A 12,892-nucleotide genomic window follows, 5' to 3' on the forward strand; every position below is an offset into this window, starting at 1 on the left:
ATCAAATATAAAAATTAAAAGGGCAGTAAACCCACTTTTATTAACGCTTGTAAACATATAAGCGAAAAAATACCCGCAAGTATATCGTCGGCCATTATACCTAAACCGCCATGTACTCGTTTGTCTAGCATACGGATTGGGCCGGGTTTTGCTATATCAAAAAAGCGAAATAACAAAAAACCTACGAGTAATGTTTGCCAGTTAAGTGCTGCGCCAATCATAGTGATGTAATAACCCGCCACTTCATCCCATACAATAGCAGGATGATCGTGCACGCCTAAATCATCAGCCGTTTTACCGCACGCCCATATACCAAATATACTGATCACAACGGCAAATACAATTTGCAGCCATAACGGATAATACATGGTCATAAAAATGAATGGCAAGGCAGCAAATGTACCAAATGTACCGGGCGCTTTAGGGGCAAGCCCAGTCCCAAAGCCCAGACCAAAAAACTGATGTGGACGCTTTAAATTAAACTTGCGGTTATTGTTCAAACCAGCTCCTTTGCAAAGTGCTCAAAACCCTGCGGTTCAAAATCAAACTTTTCACCGTTGTGTAAAAGCTCAATTTGGCCATCGCCACTTTTAACTTGGCCAATGCATGTTGCATCTACACCATACTGGCGTAGCTTTATTTCTAACATACTCTTATTGCTATCAGGGACCGTAAAAATTAATTCGTAATCATCACCGTAACTGAGAATAAATGGCAGCTGCTGATTAAAATCAAGGCTTGCTTGCATCGCATCTGAAGTTGGAATACTTTCAATATTCACCACTGCACTTACTTGTGACATATCGAGTATATGACTTAAATCAGCGATTAAGCCGTCCGACACATCGATAGCCGATGATGCAAGGCCTCGTAATACCTGCCCTGCAGCAACACGTGGGGTTGGAAAGTCAAAGCGTTTATTTACGTACTTTAAATGCTCTGGCTCAATACTTATACCTTGTTTGCGAGACTCAATTGCAAGTCCAGCGTCACCTAGCGGACCCGTAACATAAATCCAATCACCCACTTTTGCGCCACTACGACGAAGTGCAGTACCTTCGGGTACAGTCCCTTTCGCACAAATAGTGATGGTTAGTGGGCCCTGAGTTGTATCGCCACCTATAATCTGCACATTAAAATATTCAGCAATTTCATGCATGCCATCAGTAAACTCTTCAATCCACTGTGGGTCAATACTTGGCAAAGTTAACGCAACTGAAACCCAAGTTGGCTCAGCACCCATGGCCGCTAAATCACTTAAATTAACAGCAAGCGCTCTGTGACCTAATGCACGAGGGGAAATATCATCAAAAAAGTGTACGCCAGCAACAAGAGTGTCTGTTGTAACGGCAAGTTGGCAGTTTTGTGGAACGGTTACTAAAGCGCAATCATCCCCTATACCTAGGTTTACATCACGACGGGTGATACCGCGACCTTTAAAGTAGCGGTTAATTAATTCAAATTCCTTCATACACAAAAAAGCCGGCCTATGCCGGCTCCCCTCTTTAACGGTTTACTTACTTGCGTAAATGCTTAACAGCTTTATCAAGTACACCGTTTACAAATTTATGGCTGTCTTCAGCGCCAAAAATTTTGGCCAGCTCAATACCTTCGTTAATAGCAACTTTATAAGGTACGTCTTCACGGAACTTAAGCTCATAGCTGCTTAAACGTAAAATTGCACGCTCAACCATATCTAAGTCATCAAACGGACGTGTTAAATGTGGTGATACAGCTTCGTCTAGTTGCTTGTAATTTACAGCAACACCCGTCGCTAGATCTTTAAAGTATTCAACATCAATTTTAGTAACGTCTGTTTCGATCAACATTTGTTGTTCGATATCGGCAATTAAATTGCCACTTATTTGCCAAGAATAAACGGCTTGGAGTGCTAAGATACGTGCTTTACGTCTTGCTGCTGGTTTCACAAAAATTCCTTAAACTTAAATTTTATCTAACACATTAACCATTTCAAGCGCGCCTAAAGCAGCTTCGCCGCCTTTATTGCCCATTTTGGTGCCAGCACGCTCAATTGCTTGTTCAATGCTTTCTGTGGTTAATACGCCAAATGCAACCGGGATATCATACTCAAGTGATACTTGCGCAAGACCTTTGTTTGATTCGCCAGCAACTAGGTCAAAGTGTGGTGTACCACCTCTGATCACTACGCCTAATGCGATGATTGCATCATACTCTTTTTTTGCCGCAACGCGTTTAGCCGCTAAAGGTAATTCTACCGCGCCTGGCACATAAATAACGGTAATGTCGTCATCTGATACGCCACCTGTGCGTTTTAGCTCATCAACAGCACCTGCAAGGAGGCTGCTACCAATAAAGTCATTAAAACGAGAAATGACAATGGCAAATTTTTTGCCTGGAGCGTACTTATTACCTTCAATAATTTTCATTTGATAACCCTAAAAATAAGTTCAAGCGGTTGCGATTGCGCAAAAATTGCTGCGCATCATACCATAAAAATAAAATAATAGCCTAGTTTAAGCGTGATGCTTATTGTGGCTCAACGTAATCAACAACTTCTAAATGAAAGCCCGAAAGTGCATGGTACTTTTTAGGGCGACTCATTAATCGCATTTGTTTAATTCCAAGATCGGCAAGTATTTGCGAACCTACGCCAACAGTACGAGATGTACCTTTGAATTTACGTGGCGTAACGCTTTCGCCAGCATCAGCTGCTGCAAATGCTTTCACAGTTGCCTCTAACTCTTCAGTGCTTTCTTGCTTACCTAAAATAACTAAAGCACCTTCATTTTTAGCGATATAAGCCATTGCTTCAGAAAGGCCCCAGCTACGGTCAGCACTTCTGTCTGAAAGTAGAATATCGTTAAAGGTACTTTGCAAATGTACACGTACATTTGTCGGCTCTTGATCTTTTATATCGCCTTTGAGCAATACGTAATGTAATTGGCCGTCAATTGTGTCTTTGTAAGTAACTAAATCAAATTCACCATGAACAGTTGGTAACTTACATTTTGCTACTTGCTCAATTGTTGTTTCGTTTAAGTTGCGGTATTCGATTAAATCAGCAATGGTGCCAATTTTAATATCGTGCTCTTTCGCAAAAACTTCTAAATCAGGGCGACGTGCCATAGTGCCGTCAGCATTAAGTATTTCAACAATAACAGATGATGCTTCAAGCCCAGCTAAACGCGCTAAATCACAGCCAGCTTCAGTGTGTCCTGCGCGAGTTAATACGCCACCAGGTTGCGCCATAATAGGAAAAATATGTCCAGGCTGAACAATATCACTTGGGACTGCGCCTTTAGCTATAGCCGCTTGCACTGTACGCGCTCTATCTGCTGCTGAAATACCGGTTGTAACACCTTTTGATGCTTCTATCGACATTGTAAAGTTAGTCGAAAATGCTGCACCATTGTTTTTAACCATTAACGGTAAATCAAGTTGCTCGCAACGCTCTTGCGTCATGGTTAAACAAATTAAACCACGGCCATGGGTAGCCATGAAATTAATCGCTTCTGCGCTAATATGCTCAGCAGCTATTATTAAATCGCCTTCATTTTCTCTATCTTCATCATCCATTAAAATAACCATTTTACCGGCTTTAATATCGTCGATGATTTCTTGCGCACTGTGTAAATTCATAAATTTGCTCGTGTAAGTTGTCAGTTTCGTTATTTAATAAAACCCGCTTTAGCGAGTAAGCTCATCGAAATATCAGAGCCCGTTGGTTGCTCTGCACCCTTTATAAGGCGCTCTAAATAACGTGCAATTTGATCGACTTCTAAATTAACTTGGGTACCTACTTTAAAATGAGCAATTGTGGTTTGCTCACTCGTGTGTGGGACAATTGTTAATTTGAATTTATTACCCTCTACAGCGTTTACTGTCAGGCTTATACCATCAATACATACCGAACCTTTGTACGGAATGTATTTCATTAAATTTTCGTCAGTTGTAAGCCAATATTCTGTTGCTCTGGCGTTTGCTGTAATACTTGTAATTGTTGCGATACCATCAACATGGCCAGACACTAAATGACCGCCTAAACGAGAAACAGGTTGCATGGCTTTTTCAAGATTCACCGTTTGTCCTAAAGCATAGTGAGCAAAACCGGTCAAACTAATCGTCTCATTAGATAAATCCGCACTAAAACCATCAATATGTTTATCAACTACAGTTAAGCAAACACCATTAGTTGCAATGCTGTCACCTAACTTTACGTCTGTCATATCAAGATCAGTACTTTGGATACGAATGGCTAAGTCGCCTTGTTTTTTTTGTAATAAAGCAATTTTGCCTGTGGCTTCTATTATCCCAGTAAACATAGCACTACTCTTTTTATTAAGTGATTTTAATGAGTTTTGACGCGGTGATACGTAAATCGTCACCAATGCGCGCACATTCATTAAATGTTAAATCAACGGTGTTTTGCATACTCGTCAATTCAGGAAAATTAACTAAACTTTTTGCATCATGGCCCATTAGTTTAGGCGCTAAATAAAAAACAAACTCGTCAACTAAATTAAGCTCTGTCATTTTACCAGCAAGTGTTGCGCCAGCTTCAAGCCAAACATTATTAAACTGCAGTTGCCCAAGTTTTTCTAAAACGGCTTGTAAATCAACTTTACCGTTACTTTCACTAACTTCAATATGCTTTACAAAATGCGGCCATTGCAATGATTTATCAACCTTAGTCGTAAATATTATTACATCACTTTGGATTTCAAATAAAGCAAGGTCAGGTGTTAAACGGTTTTGAGAGTCAATTATAACACGCACGGGCTGGCGAAGCGGCAAATCAGTAGGCAGTGTGCAAGGCAGCTCACTTAGTCGCACATTAAGTTTAGCATCGTCTACTAGCACTGTATCGGCACCGGTTAAAATAGCGCAGCTTTTCGCTCGGTATAATTGTACGTCTTGTCGAGCAGCAGGACTTGTGATCCACTTACTTTGCCCATTTTTAAGCGCCGTTTTACCATCAATACTCGCTGCCATTTTGCAAATCACATAAGGTAAGCCTTGTTCCATACGCTTAAAAAAGCCAACGTTAAGTGCGCGAGCTTGTGATTCGAGTAACCCGTAAGCAACGTCAATACCCGCGTCGCTCAGTATTTTAAGGCCTTTGCCAGCAACTTGTGGATTTGTATCAACCATAGCAGCAATTACTTTTACCACACCGGCAGCTTTTAAGCCTTCGGCGCACGGTGGCGTACGGCCATAATGACTACACGGTTCAAGCGTTACATAAGCCGTTGCACCTTGTGCATTTTTTCCAGCGACAGCCAGTGCATTTACTTCTGCATGACCTTGACCAGCTAATTGATGGAACCCCTCACCAATTATTTGATTATTTTTAACTAAAACACAGCCAACATTAGGGTTAGGTGTGGTAGTAAACCGACCTTTTTTGGCAAGCTCTATGGCGCGTGCCATATACATTTCATCATGTTCAGTAAAAGTAGTTTGGTTAAGCATTTATTATACCAATTGCGTTAAATAAGTGGTCCATTATAGCGCTAAGAAAATAGCGCAATAACAAGGCTAAAATTATGACATATAGTTGTTCTATATGAATAATTTTTAACGCAGTGAGTGCGCTATTTAATGCGATAGAATGATCATATTTTTAATAAAATTGGTATTACTCCCCTAAGCGGGCAATTTCTTCGCCAAATTCACGTATGTCTTCAAACGAGCGATATACAGAGGCAAATCTTACGTACGCTACTTTATCGAGCTTCTTGAGGGCTTCCATAATGCATTCACCAACCAAATGGCTTGAAATTTCTCGCTCACCTGTAGCACGCAACTGCGATTTTATTATATTCACTACTTCGTCTACTTGCTCTGTGCTCACTGGACGTTTTTCGAGTGCGCGATTTAAGCCATTTAATAATTTATCTTCGTTAAATGGTTCGCGGCTGCCGTCTTGTTTAATAACACGAGGCATAACCAGTTCAGCGCCTTCAAATGTAGTAAAGCGCTCATGGCAGTCGTTGCACTCACGGCGCCTGCGAACTTGATGGCCTCCACCAACAAGGCGTGAGTCAATAACTTTAGTATCTTTTGCGGTACAAAATGGACAATGCATAGCTCGGTACTTCCGTTTTAAAACAAAAAAGGCCGCTATTTAGCGGCCTTTAATCTTAGCAAAAAAATAGGGTCTGTTGACCTTTCAGGATTAAATTTGTTCTATCTAGGGGCGATTTAATCGCGGCGCGAGGTTTGTAACCTAGTGGGCTAAGTAAAAACCGAGCAAAGCTTCCGCGTCCTGCTCACGCCCCTTACCTACATCCATGTAGGCAACAAAGAGTAAATCGCCCCTAGGACGAACCCGAGGGCAGTGCATGTTTGGCATTTATGCTGCGTTATCGCCTATTTGTGTGGAGTAACCACACTACATAGACTCTGCCTTGCCTAAAAACCAAACATACTACTGCAAATTAAACCTCGAAAGATAAACAGGCCCCTAGCCTATGTGATCTAAATTACTGCTGCTTATGCAATTAAGCGTATACAGGTAATTTTGCACAAATTGCTTTAACTTTTTCTTTAACTTGCGCCTGTACAGATTCATCAGTGATGTTATCTAGTACGTCACAAATCCAGCCAGCAAGCTCTTTTGATTCTTCTTCTTTGAAACCACGACGAGTGATTGCAGGAGAACCAATACGCAAACCAGATGTTACAAACGGAGAACGTGGATCGTTTGGCACTGAGTTTTTGTTAACTGTGATGTTAGCGTTACCAAGGGCTGCATCTGCATCTTTACCAGTAATATCTTTATCGATTAAATCGAGTAGGAATAAGTGGTTTTCAGTTTTGTCAGATACAATTTTGTAGCCGCGCTCTTGCATTACAGCAACCATTGCTTTTGCGTTTTTAACAACTTGTGTTTGGTATACTTTAAATTCTGGTTGAAGCGCTTCTTTAAATGCCACTGCTTTTGCTGCAATAACATGACATAAAGGACCACCTTGGCCACCAGGGAAAACTGCGCTGTTAAGCTTTTTATAGATTGCTTCGTCGCCACATGCAGAGATAATTAAACCACCACGAGGACCAGCAAGTGTTTTATGCGTAGTTGTAGTTACAACATGTGCATGAGGAACTGGGCTTGGGTAAACGCCTGCCGCAATTAAACCTGCAACGTGAGCCATATCAACAAACAGGTAAGCACCTACTTTGTCAGCAATTTCACGGAATTTAGCCCAATCAACAATACCTGAGTACGCTGAGAAACCACCAATAATCATTTTTGGTTTATGCTCAAGTGCTAGTGCTTCAACCTGTGCGTAATCAATTTCGCCCGTTGTTTCATCTAGTCCGTATTGAATTGCATTGTAAAGCTTACCAGAGAAGCTTACGTGTGATCCGTGAGTTAAGTGACCACCATGAGCTAAGCTCATACCAAGTACAGTGTCGCCTGCTTCTAATAGCGCTAGAAAAACAGCAGCATTAGCTTGCGAACCAGCATGTGGTTGTACGTTTGCGTAGTCAGAACCAAATAACTCGTTAGCACGGTCAATTGCTAATTGCTCAACAACATCAACGTGCTCACAACCGCCATAATAACGTTTGCCAGGGTAACCTTCTGCGTATTTATTTGTAAGCTGTGAACCCTGCGCTTCTAGTACGCGTGGGCTACAGTAGTTTTCTGAAGCGATTAGTTCAATGTGCTCTTCTTGGCGAGCAGTTTCTTTGTTTATCGCGTCAAATAACTCTGGATCAAAATCCGAAATATTCATGCTACGTTCTAACATTGGGGTCTCCTAGGGCAACGTGTATGGTGTTTTTTAGAGGCTTTATTGTACGCTTTAAACGACTCTTTGCCTACGCTCTTAAGTTGAGGATATTTAAACAGGGATTGAAACTATTTCACAGACTTTTTAAGATGATATTTTCTTATAAAACCATAACGATTTTAAATGAATGCTATTTCCTACATTTAATTAGTAAATGCAACTCACTAGATTTAAAAGCCTAAAGTTATAAAAAAAGGCGGCTTAACCGCCTTTTTGAATTAATTAACTTAGCCAAGTTTAGCAAGTATTTCTGTACGTAATGCGTCGTAATCGGCCTTTATATCGCTTGCTAGGCATGGTTTTGCTAGTGCGTCGCTAAGTGGTTTTGGCATACCTAATTCAATATTTAAAATACCCTCTACGCTTTCTTTAAACTTAGCAGGGTGAGCTGTGGCTAAAAAGATGCCCGCTGCACCAGGCGCTCGATTTTCAACAAGACCTTGGTACGCAATAGCAGTGTGAGGCTCTGCAACATAACCCGTTTGTTGAATTTTTTTCATCACCGATTGCGTGTCTTCCTCGTTTACGCTAGTTGAATAAAAATTATCGTAGCTAAACCAGTTATTATCTAACATTGTTTGCACACGCGGCCAGTTGTTTGGCTTACTTACATCCATTGCATTTGAAAGCGACTCAAGTGTTGCGTTTGGCGTCCAGGTTTTATCAAGCATAAAGCGCGGCACAGTATCATTTTGGTTGGTGGTTGCACTTAATTTACCTACAGGTAAGCCAATAACCGCACCAATCATTGCAGCACATACATTACCAAAGTTGCCACTTGGCACTGATATATGCGCTGTTGCGCGTTTTTCTTTTGGTAGTTGTGCAATGGCCTCAAAGTAATAACAAACCTGAGCAACTAAACGGCTAATATTAATTGAATTAGCAGAATTAAGCCCAAGTGTTGATTTAACTTCTTCATCTAAAAAGGCATTTTTAACCAACTCTTGGCAATCATCAAAACTGCCATCAACTGCGTAACAATGAATATTGTTACCTAACGTAGTAAATAGCTTTTGCTGAGCAAGTGAAATTTTGCCTTTAGGATATAAGATGACAACATCGATATTCGGCTTGTTATAAAAAGCATGTGCAACGGCTGCACCAGTATCGCCCGATGTTGCGGTTAAAATAGTTACTTTTTCATCTTTATTAAATTGCGCTAAACACTCAGCCATAAAGCGACCACCAAAGTCTTTAAACGCAAGCGTAGGACCATGAAACAACTCTAAGCAGTATGTATTCTCTTCAACTTCCACCAGCTTAACTGGAAAGTTAAATGCATTTTTAACCATTTGTGCCACAGTGTCGCTAGGCAGCTCATCACCAATTAGGTGAGATAATATTTTGCCACTGCGTGTAACAAAGTCCATATCAAGCAAAGCATCAACATCGGACAGTGGGGCAAGGGATTCAGGGAAAAACACACCTTGATTACGACCCAAACCTGTTTTTACGGCTTCAACGAACGACACTTTTTGTGAGCTATCTTTTAAATTATGTAATTGCATGACTACCTATCCTATAAAACTGTTAATTGACGCGTGCCGTCGTTATCTAATTTACAAATGTGGCAAAAGCCTTGCTCGTTAATGTAATTTGCCTCTAACCACTGCGCGCATTGCTGTGCAGCTTCAAGTGTTTTACATACACTAAACAAGGTAGGTCCTGCGCCCGAAATACTCACTATTTCAGCGCCCAACGCTGGTAAGCTTGCTTTGGCTTCACTAAAACCTTTAATAAGCGGTGCGCGGTAAGGTTCTGCTATTTCATCTTTCATTATGCTCAGTGCATCGTCAAAACGATTAGTCAACAGTAAGCTACTAAATGCCGATAAACGCTGTGCAAACTCAACACTTGCATGCATGCTCAACTCTTTTGGTAAAACCGAGCGCGCTTTTGCAGTGTTGAGTGAAAAACCAGGGAACGCAGCAACGTAGTACCAATTTTCATCAACAGGCAGTGCAATCGATTTATCAGGGATTAAATCACCTGTTAATTGCAAACCACCTAAATAGCATGGCGTGATGTTGTCGTAATGACGACCACCGCTCACTACAGCTTCAAAGTCAGCCATAAGCTCAATAAGCTCAACCTGACTTAAGTTAGTTTGTGCAAACTTATCAAGGGCAGCAAAGGTAGCCACGACCGAGCATGCACTAGAACCAAGTCCAGATCCAATTGGTAAATTCTTTTTAAGCTCGAGCTTTACGCTTGGCATATCAGGCGCAACATGCGCTCTAAAATGTACTAAACACTGGTACGCTAAGTTTTCATTCGCATCACTTGGTAACTTGTGAGCGTAGTCGCCAATGCAAATAAATTCGTCACTTGGTGCTGCACTTACAACGGCTACATCGCCTAATAAACTACCATCAATTGGCGCAAGCGCTGCGCCAAGTGCATCAAAACCCACTGCAAAATTACCAATAGACGCCGGAGCATATACTTCAATCATAACGAGCTCCTAGCGCGATAGTGTTTTTAAAATATCAGCAAATACACCCGCTGCTGTTACTTCAGAGCCGGCACCATAACCACGAATTACAAACGGACGTGGCTGGTAGTATTGGCTTAAAATAGCAAGCGCGTTTTCGCCATCGCGAATTACATTAAGCGCATGTTTTTCATCAACAGCCTCAATACCTACTTTACAGTGACCTTCTTTAATTGTACCTACATAACGAAGTACCTTTCCTTCGCTCGCAGCACTTTGAATGCGGTCATTAAAATCAGCATCTAGGCTTGGTAGTTTTGCCATAAACTCATCAACGCTATCACCTTGTGCAAAACCTTGTGGTAATACTGACTCAACTTCAATATCGCTTAGCTCCAACTTCATACCGGCTTCGCGAGCAATGATCAGTAACTTACGTGCTACATCGGTACCCGATAAATCATCACGAGGATCTGGCTCAGTAAAACCGCTTTCTTTAGCTTTAATAGTTGCCTCAGAAAGTGATAAACCATCTTGAAGTGCACCAAACATATACGAAAGTGAGCCTGATAAAATACCGCTAAACTCTAGTAACTCATCACCGGCACCAAATAATGACTGCAAGTTATCGATTACTGGTAAACCTGCACCAACGTTAGTTTCGTATAAAAATTTACGATTATTCTTTTGCGTAGCAGCTATTAAATCTTGGTAATACGTGTATGAGCTTGTTGTCGCTTTTTTATTAGCTGCAACCACATGAAAACCTGCATTTAAAAAGTCTACATACTGCGCAGCAAGTGCATCTGAAGATGTACAATCTACTAATACCGGATTCACTAAGTGGTTTTGCTTAACAAATTGCTCTACTAATTTTAAATCAAATGCTTGCTCAGATGAGGCCAATTTTTGCTGCCAATCACTAAAAGCGATGCCTTCGTTATCAAGGTGTAATTGACGAGAGTTAGCAACACCATACAAGTTAAGTTTAATATTACGCTTTTCAAGCCAAGCTTGCTGACGCTCAAGCTGATTAATAAGCTCTTGCCCTACTAAGCCACAACCTAGTAAAAACACATCAATTGACGGCACATGCGTGAAAAAGTTTTCATGGCATATTTTTACAGCGTCATTACATAACTCACCATCAATTACCGCAGAAATAGCACTTTCTGTAGAATCCTGTGCAATTGCCACAATATTTACTTGCGCTTGTGCAAGCGATGCAAAAAACTTAGCCGCTAAGCCTCGGTGTGCGCGCATGTTGTCGCCCACTAAAGTAACAATGGCTAAATTACGTTGTACTTGTACAGGCTCAATAAGCCCTGCTTGTAATTCAAGCTCAAATGCAGTTTGTAGCGCATCGAGTGCAAGTGCTAGGTCTGTTTCGTGCACACAAAAACTAATACTAAATTCACATGATGATTGCGTGATCAATACAATTGATACGTTATCGTGAGCAAGCGCGTTAAATACCTTAGACGCCATGCCTACTTTACCTTTCATGCCTGGGCCTGAAACAGTTAACATTGCAAGGTCTTGTAAGCTAGAAAGCGCTTTTACGGGCTCATCAGATGAATAATCGTTACCAATTAATGAGCCTTGTGCGTCTGGGTTATGCGTATTTTTAATTTCACATGGCACGCCTGCTTTAGCACACGGTAAAATTGTTTTTGGGTGAAGTACTTTTGCACCAAAGTAAGAAAGCTCCATCGCTTCTTTATAAGATAAAAAATCTACTTTAGTGGCTTTTTTAATATAGCGAGGATCAGCGCTATATACGCCATCAACGTCAGTCCAAATTTGGCAAATCTCAGCTTCTAAACATGCCGCAGCAATAGCTGCTGAGTAATCTGAGCCATTACGGCCAAGCGTTGTAAGCTCACCTTTATCATTACTCGCCGTAAAACCAGGCATAATATAAATAGTTGCAGGGCTTTCTTTAAGCACAGCTTGAAAGCGAGCTTTACTTGCCACTAAATCAGCTTCTGCATCAATGTAGCCACCTGTTGAAGCAATACAGCTTGTTGCTTCTAAGTACCTTGCATCTTGTGAGCTCAATAAAGCCTGCATTAAAGAAACGCTAACGCGCTCTCCAAAGCTAATTACAAATGCGCGAACTTGATCAGGGCAACACTGTATAAGCGACACGCCATCTAATTTATTTTTAAGTTCCCTTAGGTCTGGCCAGCTTGTAACTACTACGCCACTTTTTTCAACGTCAGCTTTTAAGCCCTCACAACGACTCGCTAATGCTTGCCATTGCTGCGAAAAATCTAAGCCTTGCTCTGCAGCACTTGCAAGTGCAACTAGCGAATCGGTCATTCCACCTGGAGCAGAAAGCACCAATAACATTTCATCTTTTAACTGTGCTTTAACTAACTGAGCTACCTGTTGTAAGCATGCATAATCGGCAAGTGAAGACCCACCAAATTTTAAAACTCGCATTGTTTATGTTCCTCATCCCATAAAACGAAAAAAGGCCTGTGTTCTAAGTGAACACAGGCCTTTAAATTTGTTGCACCGACCTATGCCACTATCCAGTAAGAATGATGGTTGTAATAATAATGGTCAGTACGCGATTAATTGTTTTCATATGTTAAGACTGCCTTAACAAAGGCTATGCTGTCAACCCTAAATTAAAAGATAAAACAGCCTTTTTTAACATGAA

General features: G+C 41.1%; 12 protein-coding genes. All 12 read right to left on the minus strand.

Features of this window, described 5'->3' with window-relative positions; all coding sequences use genetic code 11:
- Positions 1-14 precede the first annotated feature (14 nt).
- The 12 genes from H5160_RS08660 to thrA all read right to left on the minus strand — a co-directional run bounded on the left by H5160_RS08660 (position 15) and on the right by thrA (position 12,669).
- Entirely contained in the window at positions 15-500 is a 486-nt protein-coding gene (locus tag H5160_RS08660) for a phosphatidylglycerophosphatase A (RefSeq protein ID WP_182196916.1), read from the minus strand.
- Positions 497-1,471 (minus strand): thiamine-phosphate kinase, encoded by a 975-nt coding sequence (gene thiL, locus H5160_RS08665; RefSeq protein ID WP_024596289.1) that lies wholly within the window; start codon positions 1,469-1,471, stop codon positions 497-499. The genes H5160_RS08660 and thiL overlap by 4 nt, the downstream gene beginning before the upstream one ends.
- A 46-nt stretch (positions 1,472-1,517) precedes the next feature.
- Positions 1,518-1,928, minus strand: coding sequence for a transcription antitermination factor NusB (nusB, locus tag H5160_RS08670; protein ID WP_002961751.1), 411 nt, complete (start codon positions 1,926-1,928; stop codon positions 1,518-1,520).
- A gap of 15 nt (positions 1,929-1,943) precedes the next feature.
- Positions 1,944-2,408 (minus strand): 6,7-dimethyl-8-ribityllumazine synthase, encoded by a 465-nt coding sequence (ribE, locus tag H5160_RS08675; protein ID WP_002961753.1) that lies wholly within the window; start codon positions 2,406-2,408, stop codon positions 1,944-1,946.
- A gap of 100 nt (positions 2,409-2,508) precedes the next feature.
- A complete protein-coding gene (gene ribBA / locus H5160_RS08680) occupies positions 2,509-3,621 on the minus strand; it encodes a bifunctional 3,4-dihydroxy-2-butanone-4-phosphate synthase/GTP cyclohydrolase II (RefSeq protein WP_024603846.1) in 1,113 nt (370 codons plus the stop codon).
- 29 nt (positions 3,622-3,650) lie between these two features.
- Positions 3,651-4,304, minus strand: coding sequence for a riboflavin synthase (locus H5160_RS08685; RefSeq protein WP_024596291.1), 654 nt, complete (start codon positions 4,302-4,304; stop codon positions 3,651-3,653).
- A 16-nt stretch (positions 4,305-4,320) separates the two neighbouring features.
- A complete protein-coding gene (gene ribD / locus H5160_RS08690; protein WP_182737225.1) occupies positions 4,321-5,454 on the minus strand; it encodes a bifunctional diaminohydroxyphosphoribosylaminopyrimidine deaminase/5-amino-6-(5-phosphoribosylamino)uracil reductase RibD in 1,134 nt (377 codons plus the stop codon).
- A gap of 166 nt (positions 5,455-5,620) precedes the next feature.
- Complete coding sequence (nrdR, locus tag H5160_RS08695) at positions 5,621-6,070, minus strand: transcriptional regulator NrdR (protein ID WP_002961761.1); 450 nt, start codon at positions 6,068-6,070, stop codon at positions 5,621-5,623.
- 415 nt (positions 6,071-6,485) lie between these two features.
- The gene (gene glyA, locus H5160_RS08700; protein WP_002961763.1) at positions 6,486-7,742 is read right to left on the minus strand and encodes a serine hydroxymethyltransferase; all 1,257 of its coding nucleotides are present in this window, start codon (positions 7,740-7,742) and stop codon (positions 6,486-6,488) included.
- Positions 7,743-8,011: 269 nt separating this feature from the next.
- Positions 8,012-9,295 carry a threonine synthase gene (thrC, locus tag H5160_RS08705; protein WP_039490421.1) on the minus strand — a complete coding sequence of 428 codons (1,284 nt, stop codon included), beginning with the start codon at positions 9,293-9,295 and terminating at the stop codon, positions 8,012-8,014.
- An 11-nt stretch (positions 9,296-9,306) separates the two neighbouring features.
- Positions 9,307-10,242: a homoserine kinase gene (thrB, locus tag H5160_RS08710; RefSeq protein WP_182737226.1), complete on the minus strand. Its 936-nt coding sequence runs from the start codon at positions 10,240-10,242 to the stop codon at positions 9,307-9,309.
- A 9-nt stretch (positions 10,243-10,251) separates the two neighbouring features.
- Positions 10,252-12,669: a bifunctional aspartate kinase/homoserine dehydrogenase I gene (thrA, locus tag H5160_RS08715; protein ID WP_182725128.1), complete on the minus strand. Its 2,418-nt coding sequence runs from the start codon at positions 12,667-12,669 to the stop codon at positions 10,252-10,254.
- Positions 12,670-12,892: the final 223 nt, after the last annotated feature.

Source organism: Pseudoalteromonas sp. SG43-4 (assembly GCF_014164325.1).
Classification (GTDB): domain Bacteria; phylum Pseudomonadota; class Gammaproteobacteria; order Enterobacterales; family Alteromonadaceae; genus Pseudoalteromonas; species Pseudoalteromonas distincta.